The 24,728-nt window shown below is 39.0% G+C and carries 22 protein-coding genes; 21 read left to right on the top strand and 1 reads right to left on the bottom strand.

Features of this window, described 5'->3' with window-relative positions; translation table 11 throughout:
• Nucleotides 1-51 precede the first annotated feature (51 nt).
• Nucleotides 52-1,707 (bottom strand): NFACT family protein, encoded by a 1,656-nt coding sequence (locus tag QM460_RS06000; RefSeq protein ID WP_414289536.1) that lies wholly within the window; start codon nucleotides 1,705-1,707, stop codon nucleotides 52-54.
• Between the two features lie 104 nt (nucleotides 1,708-1,811).
• Here QM460_RS06000 and ybeY point away from each other — a divergent pair, with 104 nt between their 5' ends.
• From ybeY to trpX, 21 genes are all read left to right on the top strand, one after another.
• A complete protein-coding gene (gene ybeY / locus QM460_RS05995) occupies nucleotides 1,812-2,309 on the top strand; it encodes an rRNA maturation RNase YbeY (protein WP_075229443.1) in 498 nt (165 codons plus the stop codon).
• Nucleotides 2,290-2,685, top strand: coding sequence for a diacylglycerol kinase family protein (locus tag QM460_RS05990; RefSeq protein WP_000378151.1), 396 nt, complete (start codon nucleotides 2,290-2,292; stop codon nucleotides 2,683-2,685). The genes ybeY and QM460_RS05990 overlap by 20 nt, the downstream gene beginning before the upstream one ends.
• Nucleotides 2,686-2,701: 16 nt before the next feature.
• Nucleotides 2,702-3,601 (top strand): GTPase Era, encoded by a 900-nt coding sequence (era, locus tag QM460_RS05985; protein ID WP_336314730.1) that lies wholly within the window; start codon nucleotides 2,702-2,704, stop codon nucleotides 3,599-3,601.
• A gap of 48 nt (nucleotides 3,602-3,649) precedes the next feature.
• On the top strand, nucleotides 3,650-4,474 hold the full coding sequence (gene mutM / locus QM460_RS05980; protein ID WP_414289535.1) for a DNA-formamidopyrimidine glycosylase: 825 nt from the start codon (nucleotides 3,650-3,652) through the stop codon (nucleotides 4,472-4,474).
• The gene (coaE, locus tag QM460_RS05975) at nucleotides 4,474-5,079 is read left to right on the top strand and encodes a dephospho-CoA kinase (RefSeq protein WP_371559154.1); all 606 of its coding nucleotides are present in this window, start codon (nucleotides 4,474-4,476) and stop codon (nucleotides 5,077-5,079) included. Before mutM ends, coaE begins: the two co-directional genes overlap by 1 nt.
• A complete protein-coding gene (locus QM460_RS05970) occupies nucleotides 5,066-6,265 on the top strand; it encodes a multidrug efflux MFS transporter (RefSeq protein ID WP_414289534.1) in 1,200 nt (399 codons plus the stop codon). The genes coaE and QM460_RS05970 overlap by 14 nt, the downstream gene beginning before the upstream one ends.
• Nucleotides 6,265-6,414, top strand: a complete 150-nt coding sequence (gene rpmG / locus QM460_RS05965; RefSeq protein WP_001809104.1) for a 50S ribosomal protein L33 — start codon at nucleotides 6,265-6,267, stop codon at nucleotides 6,412-6,414. Before QM460_RS05970 ends, rpmG begins: the two co-directional genes overlap by 1 nt.
• 39 nt (nucleotides 6,415-6,453) lie before the next feature.
• On the top strand, nucleotides 6,454-6,687 hold the full coding sequence (gene secG / locus QM460_RS05960; protein WP_000282514.1) for a preprotein translocase subunit SecG: 234 nt from the start codon (nucleotides 6,454-6,456) through the stop codon (nucleotides 6,685-6,687).
• Nucleotides 6,688-6,785: 98 nt separating this feature from the next.
• Nucleotides 6,786-9,128, top strand: coding sequence for a ribonuclease R (gene rnr, locus QM460_RS05955; protein WP_414289533.1), 2,343 nt, complete (start codon nucleotides 6,786-6,788; stop codon nucleotides 9,126-9,128).
• Nucleotides 9,091-9,558: an SsrA-binding protein SmpB gene (gene smpB / locus QM460_RS05950; RefSeq protein ID WP_001051741.1), complete on the top strand. Its 468-nt coding sequence runs from the start codon at nucleotides 9,091-9,093 to the stop codon at nucleotides 9,556-9,558. Before rnr ends, smpB begins: the two co-directional genes overlap by 38 nt.
• Before the next feature lie 14 nt (nucleotides 9,559-9,572).
• A complete protein-coding gene (tehB, locus tag QM460_RS05945; protein ID WP_414289532.1) occupies nucleotides 9,573-10,433 on the top strand; it encodes an SAM-dependent methyltransferase TehB in 861 nt (286 codons plus the stop codon).
• Between the two features lie 198 nt (nucleotides 10,434-10,631).
• Complete coding sequence (locus tag QM460_RS05940; RefSeq protein ID WP_045763305.1) at nucleotides 10,632-11,780, top strand: DUF1887 family protein; 1,149 nt, start codon at nucleotides 10,632-10,634, stop codon at nucleotides 11,778-11,780.
• Nucleotides 11,781-11,867: 87 nt separating this feature from the next.
• Entirely contained in the window at nucleotides 11,868-12,824 is a 957-nt protein-coding gene (locus tag QM460_RS05935) for a competence protein CoiA (protein WP_414289531.1), read from the top strand.
• Nucleotides 12,825-12,842: 18 nt separating this feature from the next.
• On the top strand, nucleotides 12,843-14,645 hold the full coding sequence (pepF, locus tag QM460_RS05930) for an oligoendopeptidase F (RefSeq protein ID WP_414289530.1): 1,803 nt from the start codon (nucleotides 12,843-12,845) through the stop codon (nucleotides 14,643-14,645).
• A gap of 5 nt (nucleotides 14,646-14,650) precedes the next feature.
• Nucleotides 14,651-15,364: an O-methyltransferase gene (locus tag QM460_RS05925; RefSeq protein ID WP_414289529.1), complete on the top strand. Its 714-nt coding sequence runs from the start codon at nucleotides 14,651-14,653 to the stop codon at nucleotides 15,362-15,364.
• Between the two features lie 48 nt (nucleotides 15,365-15,412).
• Complete coding sequence (locus QM460_RS05920; protein ID WP_414289528.1) at nucleotides 15,413-16,036, top strand: recombinase family protein; 624 nt, start codon at nucleotides 15,413-15,415, stop codon at nucleotides 16,034-16,036.
• Nucleotides 16,037-16,339: 303 nt separating this feature from the next.
• Nucleotides 16,340-17,785 (top strand): LPXTG cell wall anchor domain-containing protein, encoded by a 1,446-nt coding sequence (locus QM460_RS05915; RefSeq protein WP_414289527.1) that lies wholly within the window; start codon nucleotides 16,340-16,342, stop codon nucleotides 17,783-17,785.
• A gap of 190 nt (nucleotides 17,786-17,975) precedes the next feature.
• On the top strand, nucleotides 17,976-18,917 hold the full coding sequence (gene prsA, locus QM460_RS05910; RefSeq protein ID WP_414289526.1) for a peptidylprolyl isomerase PrsA: 942 nt from the start codon (nucleotides 17,976-17,978) through the stop codon (nucleotides 18,915-18,917).
• A gap of 271 nt (nucleotides 18,918-19,188) precedes the next feature.
• Nucleotides 19,189-20,400: a cell division peptidoglycan polymerase FtsW gene (gene ftsW / locus QM460_RS05905; RefSeq protein WP_281334969.1), complete on the top strand. Its 1,212-nt coding sequence runs from the start codon at nucleotides 19,189-19,191 to the stop codon at nucleotides 20,398-20,400.
• Nucleotides 20,401-20,425: 25 nt separating this feature from the next.
• Nucleotides 20,426-23,251, top strand: coding sequence for a phosphoenolpyruvate carboxylase (gene ppc / locus QM460_RS05900; protein ID WP_414289525.1), 2,826 nt, complete (start codon nucleotides 20,426-20,428; stop codon nucleotides 23,249-23,251).
• Between the two features lie 435 nt (nucleotides 23,252-23,686).
• Nucleotides 23,687-24,688, top strand: coding sequence for a tryptophan ABC transporter substrate-binding protein (gene trpX / locus QM460_RS05895; RefSeq protein ID WP_414289524.1), 1,002 nt, complete (start codon nucleotides 23,687-23,689; stop codon nucleotides 24,686-24,688).
• Nucleotides 24,689-24,728 lie beyond the last annotated feature (40 nt).

The following is a 24,728-nucleotide window of genomic DNA, read 5'->3' as shown; positions in this document are numbered from 1 at the left end:
CCCATTTTTATTTGAGTCTATAGCAGTAACAGCCCACCAGTATACAAGACTTTATTTGATTTTCATGGACTGAATCTTTTCAGGGTCGGGTGTGACACGGAGGGTCTTTTGCCCAGTATAGGTGACAAAACCAGGTTTTCCACCAGTTGGTTTGTTGAGTTTTTTAACTTCAATCATATCCACCTGAACGAGGTTTGAGAGACGTCCCTTAGAGAAGTAGGCTGCAAGTTCTGCAGCGTCTGTTTTAACCTCATCAGTCGGATTGAGATTGCCTGAGATAACAACATGACTTCCAGGGATATCCTTAGCGTGGAACCAGAGTTCTTCTTTACGGGCTATTTTAAAGGTCAATTCCTCGTTTTGTAGGTTATTGCGCCCCACGTAGATGATCGTTTTTCCATCACTAGCTAGATATTGTTCTGGTTTCTGTCGTTTCTGGATTTTTTCCCTTTGTCTTCGACGGATAAATCCTGTTTGGATCAATTCTTCACGAATTTCAGCAATTTCATCGAGTCCGGCTTGATTGAGTACCGTTTCGACACTTTCTAGATAGAGAATGGTTGCCTTGGTTTCTTCAATCAGGTCAGTCAAGTATTTAACAGCTTCTTTTAATTTCTGATAGCGTTTGAAGTAGCGTTGAGCATTTTGGTTTGGCGTTAATGCCTTATCAAGTGCAATCGTGATAGGCTGGTTGGTGTAGTAGTTTTCCAAAATGACCTGATCTTGGTCATTAGGAACTTGATGAAGGAAGGTTGTCAGCAACTCACCTTTTTGTCTAAATTCCTCTGCATTTTCAGTAGCTTGAAGTTCTTTTTCTTGTTTCTTCAGTTTTTGACGATTCTTTTGTAGTTCATTTTCAACTCGACGTATGAGTTCGCTAGCCTGTTGTTTCACACGGTCACGTTCGGCTTTATACTTATAATAGATATCAAGTAATTGTGAAAGACTGTCAAAATTCTCCGCTGTTTTACTAGAAAAAGGCACACAAGAAAAGGATTTATCTGTTAGGCAAGGTTTGGTTTCTTGTCCAAAGAAGTTCCGGAAAGTGGCTAGTTTATCATTAAGCAGTTGTCTTTCTAACTCAGTTGCTGTATCTCTTCCCAAACCTTGAAAGAGGTTTTGAAGGTTTTTAGCAGTTAACTCTTGGGTTTGTAGAATCTCAAAGAGTTTTTCGTCCTTGACCATAAAAGGATTGAGAGCTTCTGTACTTGGAGGAGCGATATAAGTAGCACCTGGTAATAAGGTACGGTAGCTATTTTGAGAGAAACCGATATGCTTGATAACTTCAAGAATTTTGTGACTAGACTTATCTACAAGGAGAATATTGCTATGTTTGCCCATAATCTCGATAATAAGCGTGGCCTGGATATGGTCCCCAATCTCGTTTTTATTGGAAACCGTGATTTCCACGATACGATCGTTTTCAATTTGCTCGATTGACTCAATAACTGCTCCTTGAAGATACTTTCTCAATACCATAATAAAAGTAGATGGCTGAGCAGGGTTTTCAAAGGTGGACTCTGTTAACTGAATGCGTCCAAAAACTGGATGGGCAGACAGGAGCAAACGATGACTTTTACGATTGCTACGGATTTGCAGGACCAATTCTTGGTCAAAGGGTTGATTTATCTTTTGGATGCGACCATTTAGTAGTTCAGTTCGCAATTCCTCAACCATGTGGTGTAAAAAAAATCCATCAAATGACATGGTTCTCTCCTCGTGAATGTATTCCATAGTATTATATCAAAAAGGTAGAATAAAATCATAGAAATGTGATATAATAAAGCCAAGTAAAGAGAATCGAGAAACACATGTATATTGAAATGGTAGATGAAACTGGACAAGTTTCAAAAGAAATTTTAGAACAAACACAGGAAATTTTAGAATTTGCTGCAAAAAAAATTGGAAAAGAAGACAAGGAAATGGCGGTCACATTTGTGACCAACGAACGAAGCCATGAACTCAATCTAGAGTTTCGTGATACCGATCGTCCAACAGATGTCATCAGTCTTGAATATAAGCCGGAGTTAGAGATTGCCTTTGATAAGGAAGATCTGGAAAATGATCCTGACTTGGCAGATATGATGTCAGAATTTGATGCTTATATCGGTGAGCTTTTCATTTCCATTGATAAGGCACATGAGCAAGCTGAGGAGTACGGTCATAGTTTTGAACGTGAAATGGGCTTCTTGGCAGTGCACGGCTTTTTACACATTAACGGCTATGATCACTACACTCCCGAGGAAGAAGCGGAGATGTTCGGTTTACAAGAAGAAATTTTGACAGCCTATGGACTCACAAGACAATAAACGAAAATGGAAAAATCGTGACCTAATCTCCAGTTTAGAATTTGCCATTACAGGGATTTTTACTGCGATTAAGGAAGAACGTAACATGAGAAAGCATGCAGTGACGGCTCTAATAGTTGTCCTTGCAGGTTTTGTTTTTCAGGTGTCACGAATCGAATGGTTATTTCTACTTTTGAGCATTTTCATGGTAGTAGCTTTTGAGATTATTAATTCAGCTATTGAAAATGTAGTAGATTTGGCTAGTCACTATCACTTTTCTATGTTGGCAAAAAAAGCTAAAGACATGGCAGCTGGTGCTGTGCTTGTGGTTTCTCTTTTTGCCGCTTTGACAGGTGCACTCATCTTTCTCCCACGGATTTGGGATTTATTATTTTAAACAGTAAGAGGAAATTATGACATTTAAATCAGGCTTTGTAGCCATTTTAGGACGTCCAAATGTAGGGAAGTCAACTTTTTTGAATCACGTTATGGGGCAAAAGATTGCTATCATGAGTGATAAGGCGCAGACAACGCGCAATAAAATCATGGGGATTTACACCACTGATAAGGAACAAATCGTCTTTATCGATACCCCTGGAATTCACAAGCCTAAGACAGCACTCGGAGATTTCATGGTGGAATCTGCCTACAGCACTCTTCGTGAAGTAGATACTGTTCTTTTTATGGTTCCTGCAGACGAGCCACGTGGTAAGGGCGACGATATGATTATCGAACGACTCAAGGCTGCTAAGATTCCGGTTATTCTTGTGGTCAATAAGATTGACAAGGTTCATCCAGACCAGCTCTTGGCTCAAATCGATGACTTCCGTAATCAAATGGACTTTAAGGAAATTGTTCCGATTTCAGCCCTTCAGGGAAATAACGTTTCTCATCTAATCGATATTCTGAGTGAAAATCTTGAGGAAGGTTTCCAATATTTCCCTGCGGATCAAATTACTGACCATCCAGAACGATTCTTGGTTTCTGAGATGATTCGTGAAAAGGTCTTACACTTAACTCGTGAAGAAATTCCACACTCAGTTGCAGTTGTGGTAGATTCGATGAAGCGTGATGAGGAGACAGACAAGGTTCATATCCGAGCAACTATCATGGTCGAACGTGACAGCCAAAAAGGCATTGTCATCGGAAAAGGCGGTGCTATGCTCAAGAAAATTGGGACTATGGCCCGTCGTGATATTGAGCTCATGCTAGGAGACAAGGTCTTCCTAGAAACTTGGGTCAAGGTTAAGAAAAACTGGCGAGATAAGAAGCTAGATTTGGCTGACTTTGGCTATAACGAAAAAGAATATTAAGAAGAGGTGGGCAGTAGCCTGCTTCTTGTTTTTGGAGAAGGAGGAGTTATGCCTGAATTACCTGAAGTCGAAACGGTTCGTCGAGGCTTGGAAAAACTGATTCTAGGTAAGAAGATTGCTAGTCTTGACATTCGTTATCCTAAGATGATTAAGACAGATTTGGATCAGTTTCAGAAAGAATTGCCTGGTCAAGAGATTCAATCGATGGGGCGCCGTGGCAAGTATTTACTTTTCTTCCTGACAGATAAGGTCTTGATTTCTCATCTACGGATGGAAGGAAAGTATTTTTACTATCCAGACCAGGTTCCTGAACGTAAGCATGCCCATGTTTTCTTCCAGTTTGAAGACGGTGGCACTTTAGTTTATGAGGATGTACGCAAGTTTGGAACTATGGAATTGCTTGCTCCTGAACTCTTAGATGCTTACTTTGTATCTAAAAAGCTTGGACCAGAACCTACTGAACAAGATTTTGACTTAGAGATTTTTAGAGGTGCCTTGAAGAAATCTAAAAAGCCTATCAAATCACATCTTCTCGATCAGACTTTGGTTGCTGGATTGGGGAATATCTACGTGGATGAAGTTCTCTGGAGAGCGAAAGTTCATCCTTCTAGAACTTCTAAAAGTTTAAGCGCCCAAGAGGCTAGAAAAGTCCATGATCAAACCATTGAAGTTTTGGGGCAGGCTGTTGAGAAAGGCGGTTCAACCATTCGCACCTATACCAATGCATTTGGCGAAGATGGGACCATGCAAGACTTTCATCAAGTCTATGATAAAGCTGGACAAGCTTGTTCACGTTGTGGATCCATTATCGAAAAAATTCAACTCGGTGGTCGTGGAACCCATTTTTGTCCAAAATGTCAAAGGAGAAAGTGATGAGAAAAATTATCGGAATCACTGGTGGTATTGCATCTGGGAAGTCCACCGTCACAAATTTTCTAAGACAAAAAGGGTTTGAAGTGGTAGATGCGGATGCTCTTGTCCACCAACTTCAAAAACCTGGTGGACGACTTTTTCAGATTTTAGTAGAGCATTTCGGTGAAAAAGTCCTTCTAGAAGATGGGGAACTGAATCGTCCATTACTAGCCAGTCTTATCTTTTCTAACTCTGAGGATAGAGAATGGTCTAAAGAAACTCAAGGACAAATCATCCGTGAAGAATTGGGCTCTTTGAGAGACAAGTTATCTCAGACTGAGGACGTGTTTTTCATGGATATTCCATTGCTTTTTGAACAGGACTATGCTTCATGGTTCGATGAAACTTGGCTAGTTTATGTAAGCCGAGATACCCAGCTGGATCGCTTAATGAACCGTGATCAGTTATCCAAAGAGTCAGCTGAAACTCGTTTAGCTTCACAGTGGCCTTTAGAAGAAAAGAAGAAATTTGCTACTTATATATTAGACAATAACGGCAGTCGAGAGCAGCTTTTGAGTCAAGTAGTGACCTTACTTGAAGGAGGCGATGCCCATGCAAGAGATTAGCTGGAAGGATAATCTTCGTATTGCTTGGTTTGGTTGCTTTTTAACAGGAGCCAGCATTTCTCTCGTTGTTCCTTTCATGCCTATTTTTGTCGAACAGTTAGGAATTGAAGGAGATCAAGTTGCCTTTTATTCAGGTTTAGCTATATCAGTCTCAGCCATTTCTGCAGCCTTTGTATCACCAATTTGGGGTATCTTAGCAGACAAGTATGGTCGAAAACCCATGATGATTCGTGCAGGGCTAGCCATGACTATTACTATGGGTGGTCTGGCCTTTGTTCCAAACGTTTTCTGGCTCTTGTTCTTACGCTTTCTTAATGGTGTTTTTACAGGATTTGTACCTAATGCGACAGCTTTAATTGCTAGTCAAGTCCCCAAAGATAGGTCGGGATACGCTCTAGGGACTTTATCAACTGGTGTTGTCGCTGGAACTTTGACTGGTCCCTTTGTCGGTGGTTTCATTGCCGAAATTTTTGGCATTCGAAATGTCTTTTTATTGGTTGGTGGTTTCCTGTTCTTAGCTGCTATCTTAACCATTCTTTTTATCAAAGAAAACTTTCAACCAGTGCCAAAAGAAAAAGCACTCCCTACAAAAGAGCTCTTTACTTCTGTTAAATATCCTTTTCTCCTGATAAATTTATTTCTAACTAGCTTTGTGATTCAATTTGCTGCCCAATCTATCGGTCCTATCCTTGCCCTGTATGTACGAGATCTGGGACAGAAAGAGAACCTTCTTTTTGTCTCTGGCTTGATTGTATCCAGTATGGGATTTTCAAGTATGATGAGTGCAGGTATCATGGGTAAATTAGGTGATAAAGTGGGCAATCATCGACTACTTGTCCTAGCTCAGGTATATTCAGTTTTTATATATCTATTATGTGCAAATGCGACTAGCCCATTCCAATTAGGCTTCTATCGTTTTCTATTTGGTCTGGGAACAGGAGCTCTGATCCCTGGTGTCAATGCTCTCCTAAGCAAAATGACTCCTAAAGTTGGCATTTCAAGGGTATTTGCCTTTAATCAAGTCTTCTTTTATCTAGGAGGAGTGATAGGTCCCTTAGCAGGATCAGCAGTAGCGGGACAATTTGGCTATCACTCAGTATTTTATGCAACAGCTCTTTGTGTAGCTCTCAGTTGTTTATTTAACCTTATCCAATTTAGAACATTATTAAAAGTGAAGGAAATCTAGTGCGAGTAAAAATCAATCTCAAATGCTCCTCTTGTGGCAGCATCAATTATCTAACCAGTAAGAACTCCAAAACCCATCCAGACAAGATTGAGGTCTTAAAGTATTGCCCTAAAGAAAGAAAAGTGACTCTACATCTTGAATCTAAGTAGAAATTATGGTAGAATAATAGGGATTTTAAGGAGTTTGATATGTATAACCTATTATTAACCATTCTATTAGTATTATCTGTTGTGATTGTGATTGCAATTTTTATGCAACCAACTAAAAACCAATCTAGCAATGTATTTGATGCCAGTGCAGGTGATTTGTTTGAACGTAGCAAAGCGCGTGGTTTTGAAGCTGTGATGCAACGTTTGACAGGAATTTTAGTCTTTTTCTGGCTAGCCATTGCCTTAGCATTGACGGTATTATCAAGTAGATAAGAAAATAATGGGCGAGACTAGGTCTTTGCCTATTTTTATTTTTAAAAGAAATAAGGTTTTACACCAAAAAGAAATTAATATAAATCTAGAAAGTAAACATGAAAGATAGAATAAAAGAATATTTACAAGAGAAGGGGAGTGTCACAGTTAATGACTTGGCCAGTGCTCTCGGGAAGGATGGTTCAAAGGACTTCCGTGAGTTAATCAAAACTCTTTCCTTGATGGAACGTAAGCACCAGATTCGCTTTGAAGAAGATGGTAGTTTAACCCTAGACCAGAAGAAAAAACATGAGATTACCCTAAAAGGAATTTTCCATGCCCATAAAAATGGGTTCGGTTTTGTAAGCCTTGAAGGCGAAGAAGACGATCTTTTTGTTGGGAAAAGTGATGTTAACTACGCCATTGATGGTGATACTGTTGAAGTTGTCATTAAGAAAGTTGCTGACCGTAACAAAGGAACTGCTGCAGAAGCAAAGATTATCGACATCCTAGAGCACAGTTTAACGACAGTTGTTGGGCAAATTATTCTCGATGAGGAAAAGCCTAAGTATGCAGGTTATATCCGTTCTAAAAACCAAAAAATAAGTCAACCGATTTATGTGAAAAAGCCATCTCTCAAACTAGAAGGGACAGAAGTACTCAAGGTCTTTATTGACAAGTACCCAAGTAAGAAACATGACTTCTTTGTGGCGAGTGTCCTAGATGTGGTTGGACATTCAACAGATGCAGGAATTGACGTTCTTGAGGTCTTGGAATCAATGGATATTGTCTCAGAGTTTCCGGAGGCAGTTCTCAATGAAGCTGAAAGTGTACCTGATGCTCCATCCCAAAAGGACATGGAGGGGCGTCTGGACCTGAGAGATGAAATTACATTTACCATAGATGGAGCAGATGCTAAGGACTTGGACGACTCAGTTCACATCAAGTCCTTGAAGAATGGAAATTTTGAACTTGGAGTTCATATCGCGGATGTCTCTTACTATGTGACAGAGGGGTCTGCTCTTGATAAAGAAGCCCTCAATCGTGCGACCTCTGTCTATGTGACAGACCGTGTAGTTCCAATGCTACCAGAACGCCTTTCAAATGGTATTTGTTCCCTTAATCCTCAAGTAGATCGTTTGACCCAATCAGCTATCATGGAAATTGATAAACATGGTCGGGTTCGTAATTATACGATTACGCAGACAGTTATCAAGACAAGTTTCCGTATGACCTATAGCGATGTCAATGATATCCTAGCAGGTGATGAGGAGAAGAGAAAAGAATATAAGAAAATTGTTCCTAGCATTGAACTCATGGCTAAGCTCCATGAAATTCTTGAAGGTATGCGGATTAAGCGTGGAGCTCTTAATTTTGATACCAATGAAGCTAAAATCTTGGTTGACAAACAAGGGAAACCAGTAGATATTGTTCTTCGTCATCGTGGGACTGCAGAACGTATGATTGAGTCCTTTATGCTGATGGCAAACGAAACAGTTGCTGAGCATTTCAGCAAGCTTGATTTACCTTTTATCTATCGTATCCATGAGGAACCTAAAGCTGAAAAAGTTCAGAAGTTTATTGATTATGCCTCTAGTTTTGGCTTGAGAATCTATGGGACTGCGAGTGAGATTAGTCAGGAAGCTCTTCAAGACATCATGAGTGCTGTTGAAGGTGAGCCTTATGCGGATGTTCTCTCTATGATGCTTCTGCGTTCTATGCAACAGGCTCGTTATTCTGAGCATAATCATGGTCACTATGGCCTAGCAGCGGACTATTACACTCACTTTACCAGTCCGATTCGCCGTTATCCGGACCTCTTGGTTCACCGAATGATTCGTGACTATGGACGTTCTAAGGAAGTAGCGGAACATTTTGAACAGGTCATTCCAGAGATTGCGACCCAGTCTTCAAATCGTGAGCGCAGAGCTATTGAGGCAGAGCGTGAAGTTGAAGCTATGAAAAAAGCTGAATACATGGAAGAGTTTGTGGGTGAAGAGTATGATGCAGTCGTTTCAAGTATCGTCAAGTTTGGTCTTTTTGTTGAATTACCAAATACAGTTGAAGGCTTGATTCACATTACAAATCTTCCTGAGTTTTACCATTTCAATGAACGTGATTTGACTCTTCGTGGAGAGAAATCATGGACAACCTTCCGTGTGGGACAACAGATACGCATTCGTGTCGAAAGAGCCGATAAGATGACTGGTGAGATCGATTTCTCCTTTATTCCAAGTGAATTTGATGTCATTGAAAAAGGTTTGAAAGACTCTGGTCGTAAGGATAGAGGGCGTCGTTCGGATAAGAGAGAAGACAAGAGAAAAGCTAGTCGCTCAAGTGATAAGCGTAAGCATTCTTCAAAAGACAAGAAGAAAAAAAGTAAGAAACCTTTTTATAAGGAAGTAGCAAAGAAAGGAGCTAAGCATGGCAAAGGGCGAGGGAAAGGTCGTCGCGCAAAATAAAAAAGCGCACCACGACTATACTATCGTAGATACGCTAGAAGCAGGAATGGTTCTAACTGGTACAGAAATCAAGAGTGTTCGAGCAGCCCGCATCAATCTGAAAGATGGGTTTGCTCAGGTTAAGAATGGGGAAGTTTGGCTGAGCAATGTCCATATCGCTCCTTATGAGGAAGGCAACATCTGGAATCAGGAACCAGAACGTCGTCGTAAACTTCTCCTTCATAAAAAGCAAATCCAGAAGTTAGAGCAGGAAACAAAAGGAACAGGGATGACTCTGGTTCCACTTAAAGTCTACATCAAAGATGGCTATGCCAAGCTTCTTTTAGGGCTTGCTAAAGGAAAACATGACTACGATAAACGTGAGTCAATCAAACGTCGTGAGCAAGATCGCGATATCGCGCGTGTTATGAAAGCTGTTAACCACCGATAGAAAGAGTGAAGTAAATGGAAAAACTAGTTGCCTATAAACGCATGCCTGTCTGGAATAAAGACACCATGCCAGAGGCTGTTCAAAGAAAACACAATACCAAGGTCGGAACCTGGGGCAAGATTACCGTATTAAAAGGGGCTCTCAAGTTTATTGAATTGACTGAGGAGGGGGAAGTTATAGCTGAGCACCTCTTTGAAGCAGGTGCCGATAATCCAATGGCGCAACCCCAGGCTTGGCACAGAGTCGAAGCTGCCACAGATGATGTAGAATGGTATCTGGAATTTTATTGTAAACCAGAGGATTATTTCCCAAAGAAATACAATACCAATCCAGTTCATTCGGAGGTTTTAGAAGCTATGCAGACGGTCAAGCCATGTAAGGTACTGGACCTAGGATGTGGTCAAGGAAGAAACGCCCTCTTTCTCGCTCAACATGGATTCGATGTCACAGCAGTGGACCAAAATGAGCTATCCCTTGAAATTTTGCAAAGTATCGTAGAGCAAGAAGATTTAGAAATGCCTGTAGGTCTCTACGATATTAATTCAGCTAGCATTGGACAAACTTACGATTTTATCGTATCAACGGTTGTGCTCATGTTTTTACAAGCAGAACGTATTCCTGCTATTATCCAAAACATGCAGGAACAAACCTCTATCGGTGGTTACAATCTTATCGTTTGTGCCATGGACACGGAGGATTATCCTTGCTCAGTGAACTTCCCATTCACCTTTAAAGAAGGGGAATTGGCCAATTACTACCAGAACTGGGAATTGATCAAGTACAATGAAAATCCAGGTCATTTACATCGTCGTGACGAAAATGGCAATCGTATCCAACTACGCTTTGCAACAATGTTGGCTAAAAAAGTAAAATAAAAATCTTAAAACGAATAGCTATCCATTTCTATTCGTTTTTTTATATAAAGACTTGAGGGCCAATCAACTGAATTATGCTATACTAGATGTGTAGAAAATGCTAAAGACAATCTCTTAACCCATATTTCTATGAAGTTTATTCTAAGTAATTTTAAATTTTCCATACAACTAGCAAATTTTTAATAGGGAGGTGGCGACATGCCTAGTCTTTTAGTCGAACTTTTTGATCATCACACTATCGAGAAAAATGTTTATCAGACTTTTATTTGTGATTGTGATGAGGTTTTATTTCTCTCCCTGAAAAAAATTACAGAAGATGAAAGATTGGCCTTGAAACATTTTTTGTTGGATCAAGTTTCCCATGTAAAGCAAGTGCATTTTAGGCAAATAAGTCTAGATAAGATTACGGATGATTTGAATCTTTTCTTGACTAACTATGATTCAGTGACCTTAGATGTTTTTGGAGGAGATTCGATATTAGCTATTTTCCTGTATCAATATGGTTTGGAAAAGCAATTACCGATTATTGCAATAGATATTGAGCAAGGAAAACAATTTAAATGGAAAATGGGTAAAGTGGAGAAGGAAGAGTTAGTGATTCCTAATCTAACCATTGAACAGTTGATGGCCTTAAGGGGTGGTAAACTCATCAAATCGAAACAACCTAAATACAGTCCGAAACAAATTACTGCCATTAAAAAACTAGCAAACTATGCAATTTTAAACCCAGAAGAATGGTATCAAATCACTCAATTCTTTGCATTAGCAAAAACAGCTGATTTTCACGCTGAAACAGCAAAAGTTTTGGAAAGTAACGGGAAAAGGTACCCTTATCCAGAATCTATGATTCCACTACTAACAGAAGCAAACTTGATTCATATTGATGAGAAAAGTTCCGAACATATTAGTTACACTTTTTCCAGCCCCGAGGCACAATTACTCTGTCGCACTAAAGGTCATATTTTAGAATTATATCTCTATCTTTTAGCGATAGAATCAGAGTATTTTGATGAATGTATGATAGGGGCAGAAATTGACTGGAATGGTATTTTCCCTGAAGTTGATAATGTACAAAATGAAATTGATGTTGTCCTCCGTAAAGGTCATTCCATTATTTTTATATCTTGTAAAATGACAGACTTGTCTGTGGAAGCTATTAATGAACTAGAGGTATATGCTAATCATTTTGCTGGTGAAACTTGTTTGAAATTAATTGTTTGCTCTGGAAAAATCAATCCCGTATATAACCATCGTTGTCAAGAGTATGGTGTGTTGGTGATTAAACAAGATCAAATTTCAAATCTGATTCCCATGTTACAAAAACAGATCAAAAAGCATAAAATATGAACAGGATTATCCTCAAAATATAATGGAAAGGCTGAATTTCTCAGCCTTTTTCTTATCCATTTCGAATAAAGTAGAAAAGGAGGTTTTATGTTTTTAGCTAGAGATGAAAACGGGCGCCTAGTCAATGCCTTGGAGGATGAAGTAAAGAAGCAAGCTTATTATTGTCCGGCTTGTGGAACAAGTGTCCGCATGAGGAAAGGGAAAAATGTGAGAAGGCATTTTGCCCATGAAAGTCTCAAAAAATGTGATTTTTTCCATGAAAATGAAGGACCAGAGCATCTGGAAAACAAGAAAAGACTGTTTTATTGGGTGAAGAAGAATGATGAAGTTGAGATGGAATATCCCATACCTGAACTGAAGCAAATCTCAGATATCTTTATCAATAAGAAAATAGCTTTAGAAATTCAGTGTAGTCCCATTTCTTGTGAACTTTTAAGGGAGAGAAGCAATGGTTATCGAAGTCTCGGGATTCAAGTTCTTTGGTTACTAGGAGAAAAGCTCTGGATAAAAGAGCGACTAACTCAACTTCAGAGAGATTTTCTTTACTTTAGTAATAACATGGGCTTTCATATTTGGGAGTTAGACCATAAAAAACAGGTTTTGAGACTCAAGTACCTCCTTCATCAAGATTTGAAAGGGAAACTCCATTATCAAGTCAAGGAATTTTCTTATGACAAAGGAAATCTTCTAGAAATATTACGGACTCCTTATCAGCAACAAAATCTTAGCACTTTTTCGGTCGAACAAGATAAGAACATTTGTCAGTATATTCAAAAACAACTCTACTATCAAAATCCCTATTGGATGAAGCAACAAGCCAAGGCTTACTTGAGAGGGGAGAACCTTTTGAATCTGAAGAATCAGGACTGGTATCCTCAAGTAAGGCCGATAGAACATGATTCTTTTTGTCAAATTAAACAGGATATTAGTGATTATTATCGTAATTTTCGAATTTATTATCAAAAAAATCCTCAAACTGAGTTACAAAAGCTCTATCCACCTGCCTTTTATCAGCAATATTTCTTAAAAAATATGGTAGAATAGAAAGGATGGAGGAAACTTATGGTATTACAACGAAATGAAATCAATGAAAAAGATACATGGGATCTATCAACGATCTTTGAAACAGACCAGAAATGGGAAGAAGAACTCGCCCTTTTAACGGAAGATACAAAACAAGCAGCTAGTCTTGAGGGACATCTCTTGGATAGTGCAGAGAGTCTTCTTGACATTACAGAGCGTTATCTGGACTTGAGTCGTCGTCTTGAAAAACTCTATGTCTATGCACATATGAAAAACGACCAAGATACACGAGTAGCTAAATATCAAGAATACTATGCAAAAGCAATGACTCTTTATAGTCAACTTGATCAGGTCTTCTCTTTCTATGAACCAGAATTTATGGCTATCACAGAAGAGCAGTATCAAAACTTTTTAGCAGAAGAACCAAAACTCCAGGCTTATAAACACTTCTTTGATAAACTATTGCAAAATAAGGACCATGTCCTTTCACAACGTGAAGAAGAGTTGCTTGCAGGTGCTGGTGAAATCTTCGGTGCTGCTAGTGAAACCTTTGCTATTTTAGATAATGCAGATATCGTCTTTCCATTTGTTAAAGATGAAGATGGAAATGAAGTTCAATTATCACACGGCGTTTATATGCGCTTGGTAGAATCTAAGAATCGTGAGGTTCGTCGTGGAGCTTATGAAGCTCTCTATGCTACTTATGAGCAATACCAGCACACTTACGCTAAAACCTTGCAGACCAATGTTAAAGTACAAAACTACCGTGCAAAAGTTCGAAACTATAAGAGTGCGCGTGAAGCAGCTCTTGCAGCAAACTTTGTGCCAGAAAGTGTTTATGACAATCTAGTATCTGCTGTTCGTAAGCATTTGCCACTCCTGCATCGTTATCTTGCACTACGTTCAAAAATCTTGGGTATTCCAGATCTCAAGATGTACGATGTTTATACCCCATTGTCTTCAGTGGAATACAGCTTTACTTATGAGGAGGCCTTGAAGAAGGCAGAAGAAGCTTTGGCAGTTCTTGGTGAGGATTACTTGAGCCGAGTTAAACGCGCCTTCAGCGAACGCTGGATTGATGTGTATGAAAATCAAGGCAAGCGTTCAGGTGCATATTCTGGCGGTTCTTATGATACCAACGCTTTCATGCTCCTTAACTGGCAAGATAACCTCGATAATCTCTTTACCCTTGTCCATGAGACAGGTCACAGTATGCATTCTAGCTATACACGTGAAACACAACCTTATGTATACGGAGATTACTCAATCTTCTTGGCAGAAATTGCTTCAACAACCAATGAAAATATCTTAACTGAAAAATTATTGCAAGAAGTTCAAGATGATGCAACACGCTTTGCGATTCTCAACAATTTCTTGGATGGTTTCCGTGGAACAGTATTCCGCCAAACTCAATTTGCAGAATTTGAACATGCTATCCACCAAGCCGATCAAAATGGTGAAGTCTTGACAAGTGAGTTCCTAAACAATCTCTATGCTGACTTGAACCAAGAATATTATGGCTTGAGTAAGGAAGATAATCCTCAAATCCAGTATGAGTGGGCTCGAATTCCTCATTTCTACTATAACTATTATGTATATCAGTATTCAACAGGCTATGCAGCTGCTTCAGCCTTGGCTGAAAAGATTGTTCATGGTAGCCAAGATGATCGTGATCGCTATATCGACTACCTCAAAGCAGGCAAGTCAGACTATCCACTCAATATCATGCGTAAAGCTGGTGTTGATATGGAAAAAGAAGATTACCTCAACGATGCCTTTGCAGTCTTTGAACGCCGTTTGGATGAGTTTGAAGCTCTTGTTGAAAAATTAGGATTGGCATAAGGCAGATGGTAAAGTCTTATAGTAAAAATGCCAATCATAACATGCGACGTCCTGTTGTCAAGCATGAGATTGTCGAGTTCATGCGCCACAGACAAAAGCAGGTGACGGGTTCCCTAAAAGAACTAGAAAACTTTGCTCGCAAGGAGAATATTCCTATCATTCCTCATGAAACCGTCGCTTATTTTCGTTTCCTTATGGAAACCATTCAACCAAAAAACATTTTAGAGATTGGGACGGCTATTGGCTTTTCTGCCCTTTTGATGGCAGAGCATTCACCCAAGTCAAAAATCACCACTATTGACCGAAATCCTGAGATGATTGGTTTTGCCAAGGAAAATTTTGCTAAATTTGATAGCCGAAAACAAATCACTCTCTTAGAAGGTGATGCGGTAGATGTCCTATCAACGTTGACTGAGACCTATGATTTTGTATTTATGGATTCTGCCAAGTCCAAATATATCGTCTTTCTACCAGAAATCCTCAAACACCTCGAAGTAGGTGGAGTCGTTGTCTTGGATGATATTTTCCAAGGAGGAGATATTGCGAGGGATATTATGGAAGTCCGACGTGGACAACGGACGATTTATCGTGGCTTGCAAAGACTATTTGATGCAACCTTAGAGAATCCTGGTTTAACCGCTAGCTTGGTTCCACTTGGAGATGGAATTCTCATGCTGAGAAAAAATGTGGAAAATATAAGTTTACCAGAAATGGAATAACTTTAAAAAATCGTATAATCCTTCTGTATCAAAAACAGGAGGATTTTTATGTTTCAAACCACCATCAATATAGGCTATGCTCGTGTTTCTACCCACAAGCAAGACTTGGGCTTAGAGGTGCAAATGGAGGCTCTCAAGCACTGTGACCAGCTCTTTATCGAACGTGAATCTGGTTCAAACAATGCACGTCCAGAACTCGAAAAAGCCTTAAAAATGGCTTGTGACCTTGCAAAGGATGGCAAGAAGGTCACTTTTACTATCTATAAGTTAGATCGCCTGACTCGCTCCATGTTCAGATTACTAGAGCTGATTGAACAATTTAATGATTCGGCTATTCAGCTAGTCAGTTTGCATGAAAAACTGGAAACCGACTCGCTCATCGGTAGGTTACTTTGCATCATTTTAGGATTTGTGGCAGAAAGTGAACTGGAAAATCTGCGATTTCGTACCCGTGAAGGACTTCGGAAAGCCAAGGAAAATGGTGTCAAACTAGGTGCCAAGCGAATGTCAAGAGATAAGGAAGAGAGAATTATTGAGCAGTATTTGGCAGGGAAATCAAGCATCAGAACAATAGCAAAAGCAGAACGAATTTCGACCTCAACTATCTATAAAGTCTTGGAACGAAACAAAGTGACCATCAATCGTAAAAATGTTTCGCAAAATTCTTGCTAAAAACAAGATAAAATGCTACAATGAAGGCGTAAATATGTTTCGATTAACGACCGTTTGGCGAAACATTCAAAATAACAATGTGAATATTTCAGAAAATACGAATTTAACAAGGTTTTGAGCCTATGTTAGATTGGTATTTTTTTGTTTTTTAAGTGTATCGTTTAACGGTCCTTAGGCGATACACCAAAACCCTTGTCGCTCAAGCGCTTGAGGTGTATTTTCGAAATACTAAAATCAAAAAAATTAGGATTTTGTAGTATTTGCCCACCTAAAAAGTAATTCTACATTCCTAAGGAGGAAATGATGAAAACGAATAAAGTAACCAAACTTGGTATTTCTTTGCTATCTGTTGCTGCTCTTGGGGTTGTTGCTCCAGCTTTGACTGATGTACCTGTTTTTGGAGTTAGCATCGTAAAAGCTGACGAAAATCAAGAGCCCCTCAAATACCGCATCACTTATTATGATATTGAAACAAGAGAGAGACTTGGTCAAATGACGGGCGTGATAAATCCCGGGCAGACTATCAATATCTATAAAAAATTTAATGGACATGAGATAATCTCAAAGGATGAATGGATGCCAAACTATGACATGACATATGACATAGTTAACGAGTATTTCTATGGTTCTAGTGATGGATACAATGATCTGCGCCTAGAATACAAGAAAGTAGAGGAACCAACTCCAACTCCGACTCCGGAACCAGAAGTAAAACCGGAAACTAAACCATCTGATACACCGAAACCAGAAGTAAAACCAGAACCAGCGCCAAAAGAAGAAGAAAAGCAGGAGCCCCTCAAATACCGCATCGATTATTTAGATGCAGATACGGGAGAGGAGATATCTCGAGAATACGGAGTTTTAAACCCTGGAGAGACCATTAATATTTATAAAGATATTGAGGGCTATGAGGTAGTTTCGAAATATAGCTGGATGCCTGGTTATAAAGTGGATTACCGGATAATGAATACATATTTTGGTGGTACTTTGGATGAAAATTACATGTTTCTAGAGTATAAGAAGGTAAATGCAGATGCCAAACCTTCAGAGACACCAAAACCAGAAGTAAAACCAGAACCTAAACCTTCAGAGACACCAAAACCAGAAGTTAAGCCAGAAACTAAACCTTCTGATACTTCAAAACCAGAAGTAAAACCGGAACCTAAGCCTTCAGAGACTCCGAAACCAGAGGTTAAGCCGGAACCTAAGCCTTCAGAGACTCCGAAACCAGAAGTAAAACCGGCCCCAAAGCCTTCTGATGCTTCAAAACCAGAGGTTAAGCCAGAAACTAAACCTTCTGATACTTCAAAACCAGAAGTAAAACCGGCCCCTAAACCTTCAGAGACACCGAAACCAGAGGTTAAGCCAGAACCTCAGCCTTCTGATACTTCAAAACCAGAAGTTAAGCCGGCCCCAAAGCCTTCTGATGCTTCAAAACCAGAGGTTAAGCCGGAAACTAAACCATCAGAGACTCCGAAACCAGAAGTTAAGCAGGCACCTAAACCTTCTGATACTTCAAAACCAGAAGTTAAGCCAGAGCTTAAACCACAAACTAATTCGAATACTGCTCCAACAGCTCCTGTGAAACCTGTTGGGCAAACTTCAAACTCTAAAGCTGACAAACCTACTTCGAAAAAAGAAACTCCAGCTCTGCCAAACACGGGTGAACAAAGTTCTTCACTTTCTCTAGTAGGCCTTCTCCTAGCAAGTCTTGGTTTAGCAGGTCTGACTTACAAAGGACGTCACTAAAAAATTAACACACGATAAACAAGAACTTGAACTGTTGTTCAGGTTCTTTTTGGAATAAGAAAAACTGGAATCATTTAAAATTTAAAAGCTAGTATTTTTAGTCTTATTTAAGTTATCTGCTTTAAAATATGGTATAATGATTGAGTCGGTCTAAAGAAATTTTCGACCGTTTTTAGAAAAAGGAGTAAACATGAAGAAAAAACTAATGGCAGGAGCCATCACATTGTTGTCAGTAGCTACTTTGGCTGCTTGTTCAAACAGTTCTGAAGGAACTGACTTGATTAGCATGAAAGGCGATGTTATCACTGAGCATCAATTCTTTGAAGAAGTCAAAAATAATGCGACTGCTCAACAAGTCTTGCTTAACATGACCATTCAAAAAGTTTTTGAAAAACAATACGGTTCAGAAGTTAGTGATAAAGAAGTAGATGATGCAGTTGCAGAAGAACAAAAGAAATATGGTGATAGCTATCAAACAGTTCTAGCTCGTTCAGGTATGACTGCAGAAAGCCGTAAAGCTCAAATTCGTACAAGTAAATTAGTTGAGTATGCTGTTAAGAAAGCTGCTGAAGCTGAATTAACAGATGAAAACTACAAAAAAGCTTTTGAAGAGTATACTCCAGAAGTAACGGCTCAAATTATTAAACTTGATAGTGAAGATAAGGCTAAGGAAGTTCTTGCCAAAGCAAAAGAGTCTGGAGCTGACTTTGCACAACTTGCAAAAGACAATTCTACAGATGAAAAGACAAAAGAAAATGGTGGAGAAATCACCTTTGACTCTGCATCAACAGAATTACCAGACGTAGTTAAGAAAGCAGCTTTTGCGCTTGATGTCAACGGAATTTCAGATGTGATCACTGCTCCAGGAACTCAAGCTTATACAAGTAGTTTCTACATTGTTAAGTTGACGAAGAAATCAGAAAAATCTTCTAACTTGGATGATTATAAAGAAAAACTTAAAACAATCATTTTGACTCAAAAACAAAATGATGCAACCTTTGTTCAAGGTGTTATTAGTAAAGAATTGCAAGATGCCAACATTAAAGTTAAAGATCCGGCCTTCCAAAATATCTTTACACAATACATCAAAGGCGAAACAACTTCTGACAGCAGCAGTAGCGCCTCAAACTAAGATAGTAATGAACTACCTTCCTCTGTCTGGAAGGTAGTTTTTAAGTTTATAAAATATCAACATTATAGTTTTAAAAGTCCTAGTAACTTAAAACGCTCGATAGGTCGGACAAGGGGCCACTCAAGACATTCTAGTCCAGAGTCTGTTTTGAGTAAAATTCGAATGTTTATACTGTAAGAGTTTTTTTCTAGGCTAAAAAATGGTATAATAGCATGTAAAACTAGAAATAATAAGGGAAAATAAAAATATTTTTCCGAAAGATAGGTGACATATGAAAATAAGTAAAAGGCACCTGCTGAATTATTCCATTTTGATTCCTTATTTACTGTTATCCGTTTTAGGATTGATAGTAGTTTATTCGACAACTAGTGCGACCCTTATTCAGGAGGGGAAAAGTGCATTATATCTAGTGCGAAATCAGGGGATTTTCTGGATAGCCAGTTTATTCTTAATAGCCTTAATCTATAAATTAAAATTAGGATTTCTTCGTAATGAGCGATTGCTCTTTATCGTTATGTTTGTCGAGCTGATACTCCTAGCTCTGGCACGGTTAATAGGTAGTCCCATCAATGGAGCATATGGCTGGATCAAGGTTGGTCCCATCACGATTCAACCAGCAGAGTATCTAAAGATTATTATCATTTGGTACTTGGCTCAGCGTTTTTCAAAACAACAAGATGAGATAGCAGTTTATGACTTCCAAGTTTTAACCCTCAATCAGTGGTTGCCAAGAGCTTTTAATGATTGGCGTTTTGTCCTCTTGGTCATGATTGGTAGTTTGGCAATCTTCCCTGACCTTGGAAATGCAACCATCTTGATTTTAGTATCTTTGCTCATGTATACCATCAGTGGAATAGCTTATCGATGGTTCACAACTATTCTTGGCTTACTAGCTGGTGTCTCTATGATTTCCTTAACAGCCATTCGCTTTATCGGTGTTGAGAAATTCTCTAAAATTCCCGTATTTGGTTATGTTGCCAAGCGTTTCAGTGCTTTTTTCAACCCCTTTAATGACCTAGCAGGATCTGGACATCAGTTAGCCAATTCTTATTATGCAATGGTTAATGGTGGCTGGTTTGGTCTTGGTTTAGGAAATTCCATTGAAAAACGAGGTTATCTACCAGAAGCCCATACAGACTTTGTCTTTTCGATTGTGATAGAGGAGTTTGGATTTGTAGGAGCTAGTCTTATTTTGGCTCTCCTATTCTTCTTAATTCTCCGAATCATTTTGGTAGGTATTCGAGCGAGAGATCCTTTCAACTCAATGGTGGCAATCGGTATTGGTGGAATGATTCTGATACAGGTATTCGTTAACATTGGCGGTATATCAGGCTTGATCCCTTCAACAGGGGTAACCTTCCCCTTCCTATCGCAAGGAGGAAATAGTCTCTTGGTGCTATCAGTAGCCATCGCTTTTGTGTTGAATATTGATGCCAGTGAAAAACGTGCCAAACTCTATCGCGAATTAGAAGCGCAACTCTAAGACATAATATGACAAGGAGAAAAAAATGTCTCTTCAAAAGTTAGAAAATTATAGTAACAAAGCTGTTGTACAAGAAGAAGTGCAAATCTTGACAGATATGCTGGAAGATATCACAAAAAATATGCTTCCTGCTGAAACCTTTGATAAGATTATGCACTTGAAGGAACTTTCTTCAAAACTTGACTATCAAGGGCTAGATAAAGTAGTAACAGGGCTTTCAAATGATGAGATGGTCTACATTTCTAGATACTTCTCTATTTTGCCTCTTTTAATTAACATCTCAGAAGATGTTGACTTGGCTTATGAGATTAACCATCTAAATAATGTTGATCAAGACTATCTAGGTAAATTGTCAACAACTATTAAAATGGTGGCTGAAAAAGAAAATGCTGCCGAGATTCTTGAACACTTGAATGTGGTGCCAGTTTTGACAGCCCATCCAACTCAGGTTCAACGTAAGAGTATGTTGGATTTGACCACTCATATCCATACCCTTTTACGTAAATATCGTGACGTGAGAATGGGACTCATTAACAAGGAAAAATGGCATAATGATCTTCGTCGCTACATTGAGATTATCATGCAGACAGATATGATTCGTGAGAAGAAACTTAAAGTAACCAACGAAATCACGAATGTTATGGAGTACTACAATAGTTCCTTCCTACAGGCTGTCCCTAACTTGATGCTAGAGTACAAACGTCTAGCAAAAGAGCAAGGAATTGATCTTAAACAAGCAAAACCTATTACTATGGGAATGTGGATTGGTGGAGACCGTGATGGAAATCCATTTGTAACTGCTGAGACACTTCTGCGTTCTGCTACCATTCAAAGTGAAGTGATTTTGAACTATTACATCAGTAAAATTTCTAGTCTTTATCGTACCTTCTCTCTTTCAACGAATTTATCAAAAACTAGCAAAGCTGTTGAAGAAATGGCTGCTCAGTCTGGAGATACATCCGTCTTTCGTGAGAAAGAACCCTATCGTCGTGCCTTTCATTTGATTCAGTCCAAATTGATTCAAACTCTCTTGAATTTAAAAGAATGGTCTGTTGTTGGCTCGTCAGCTGATGAACGTCATCCTGTTGAACGTCTTCTTGGTACTCAAGGGCATCAACAAGGAGTGATTACAGATTATATTAGCAATCGACTTTCAGGAGCTATTCAAGAACTGGCTGAAGATCGTCCACCATTTTACGAAACAGTTGAAGAGTTCAAAAAAGATCTATATACTATTAAGGATTCATTACTTGAAAACAAGGCAGAGTCCTTGCTTACAGGTGAATTTGCAGAACTTTTAGAAGCTGTAGAAGTCTTTGGTTTCTTCTTGGCTTCCATCGACATGCGTCAAGATTCAAGCGTCCACGAAGCCTGTGTAGCAGAATTATTGGCATCTGCTGGAATCAATGACCACTATAGTGATTTATCAGAAGATGAAAAATGTGACTTGCTATTGCATGAATTATTAGAAGATCCTCGAATCTTGTCTGCAACTCATGCTGAGAAGTCTGAACTTCTCGAAAAAGAACTGGCTATTTTCCAAACAGCACGTGAATTAAAAGACCGTTTAGGAGAAGATGTCATTCGTCAAACGATTATCTCTCATGCAACCAGCGTGTCAGATATGCTTGAGTTGGCTATCATGCTTAAAGAAGTCGGTCTTGTGGATGCTGAAAAAGCGCGTGTTCAGATTGTTCCTCTCTTTGAAACAATTGAGGACTTGGACCATTCTGAAGAAACAATGAGAAAGTATTTCTCTCTACCACTTGCTAAGAAATGGATTGCTTCTAAAAACAATTACCAAGAAATCATGCTTGGCTACTCTGATAGTAATAAGGATGGCGGTTATCTATCATCTTGTTGGACACTTTATAAGGCCCAACAACAATTGACTGCTATTGGTGATGAATTTGGAGTCAAAGTAACCTTCTTCCATGGTCGTGGTGGTACCGTTGGCCGTGGTGGTGGCCCTACTTATGATGCCATTGCTTCTCAACCACTCAAGTCCATCAAGGATCGTATCCGTTTGACAGAGCAAGGGGAAGTTATCGGCAACAAATACGGAAACAAGGATGCAGCCTACTATAACCTTGAAATGTTGGTTTCAGCAGCTATCAACCGTATGATTACCAAGAAGAAGAGTGATACCAATACGTCAAATCGCTATGAAGCAATCATGGATCAAGTAGTAGAACGTAGTTACGATATCTACCGTGAACTCGTATTTGGAAATGAACATTTCTATGATTATTTCTTTGAATCTAGTCCAATCAAGGCGATTTCAAGTTTCAATATTGGTTCTCGTCCAGCAGCTCGTAAAACAATCACTGAAATTGGTGGTCTACGTGCTATTCCTTGGGTATTCTCATGGTCACAAAGTCGTGTTATGTTCCCAGGTTGGTATGGAGTTGGTTCAAGCTTTAAGGAATTTATCGATCAAGATCCTAAAAATATCGAATTTCTTCGTGATATGTATCAAAATTGGCCATTCTTCCAGTCACTCCTATCTAATGTTGATATGGTCTTGTCCAAATCAAATATGAATATCGCCTTTGAGTACGCTAAACTTTGTGAAAGTGAAGAAGTACAAGCAATTTACTATATCATTTTAGATGAATGGCAGTTGACTAAGGACGTTATCTTGGCTATTGAAGGCCATGAGGAGCTGTTGGCAGAAAATACTTATTTGAAAGACAGTCTCAACTACCGCATGCCTTATTTCAATATCCTTAACTATATTCAGTTGGAATTGATTAAGCGTCAACGTCGAGGTGAGCTATCTTCAGATGAAGAAAGATTGATCCATACAACTATCAACGGAATTGCTACAGGATTACGTAATTCAGGTTGATACAAGTTAGATTTTATAAAAAACGTAGGAATTTTTGTTAATATTTAAAATATTTTATGAAAACCCTTGACAAGTTTTAGTAAAATGATATAATTTAAGCATTCAGAAAGTAATCATTGAAATTTTTTAGAGAGTCTGTGGTTGGTGGAAACAGATAGGTGGAAGTGATGAAAATTGGGCTGAATGTTATTAAGAATTTGAAATCATAAGAATTCGGTGAGCACACCTTACAGTGCAACTCGTTTTAGCGAGTAAGAGCGATAGGACTAGTTCCTATAATTGAGGTGGCACCGCGCATCGACGTCCTCACACAAGTTTTTTGTGTGAGGACTTTTTCTATGGGGAGGAAAAAATTATGGAAATCAAACGATGGCGTCGCTTGAATAAGTGATTGAATAAAAAAATAATAAGATAAGAAGAAATAAGGAGAAAATTATGAAAAACAAACGTCTACTCGGTATTATCGTAGCATTAGCACTTGTAGTTGGAGGAAGCTTGGTATATTCTAGCTTAACGAAACAAGAAACTAAAACTGAGACAGCTAATAAAACAGCTAAGGTTGGTGTTCTTCAGTTTGTAAGCCACCCATCGCTTGACTTGATCTACCAAGGTATCCAAGATGGACTTGCTGAAGAAGGCTATAAAGGTGACCAAGTCAAAATCGACTTTATGAACTCAGAAGGTGACCAAAGTAAGGTTGCCACAATGAGTAAGCAATTGGTGGCAAATGGAAATGATGTCGTTGTCGGTATTGCAACACCAGCAGCTCAAGGTCTTGCAAGTGCAACAAAAGACCTTCCTGTTATCATGGCTGCTATCACAGATCCAATTGGTGCTAACCTTGTACAAAACTTGGAAAAACCAGGTGGGAACATCACTGGGGTGTCTGACCACAACCCTGCTGAACAACAGGTTGAATTGATTAAAACATTGACTCCTGATGTGAAAACGGTTGGAGCTCTTTACTCAAGTAGTGAAGATAACTCAAAATCACAAGTTGAAGAATTCAAAGCATACGCTGAAAAAGCTGGTTTGAAAGTCGAAACATTCGCAGTTCCTTCAACGAACGAAATTGCTTCAACAGTGAACGTTATGACTGGTAAAGTAGATGCAATCTGGGTTCCAATCGATAACACAATCGCATCTGCATTCTCAACTGTAGTATCAAGTAATCAAACAGCTAAAAAACCAATCTACCCAAGTGCGACTGCCATGGTAGAAGCAGGAGGTTTGGCATCAGTTGTTGTGGACCAACACGATCTTGGTGTTGCTACTGGTAAAATGATTGCTAAAGTCTTGAAGGATGAAAAACCTGCAGATACACCAGTTAATGTCTTCTCAACTGGTAAATCAGTTATCAACAAGAAAGTTGCTCAAGAACTTGGAATTACTATTCCTGAATCAGTTATCAAAGAAGCTGGTCAAGTAATCGAATAAGAATAAAGGAGGAGTTGGAGACATCTCCTCCAATTTTTAG

Origin of the sequence: Streptococcus infantis (genome assembly GCF_047464415.1) — a bacterium.
Taxonomy (GTDB): Bacteria; Bacillota; Bacilli; order Lactobacillales; family Streptococcaceae; genus Streptococcus; species Streptococcus infantis_AE.
This window is presented reverse-complemented; position numbering and strand designations above follow the sequence as displayed.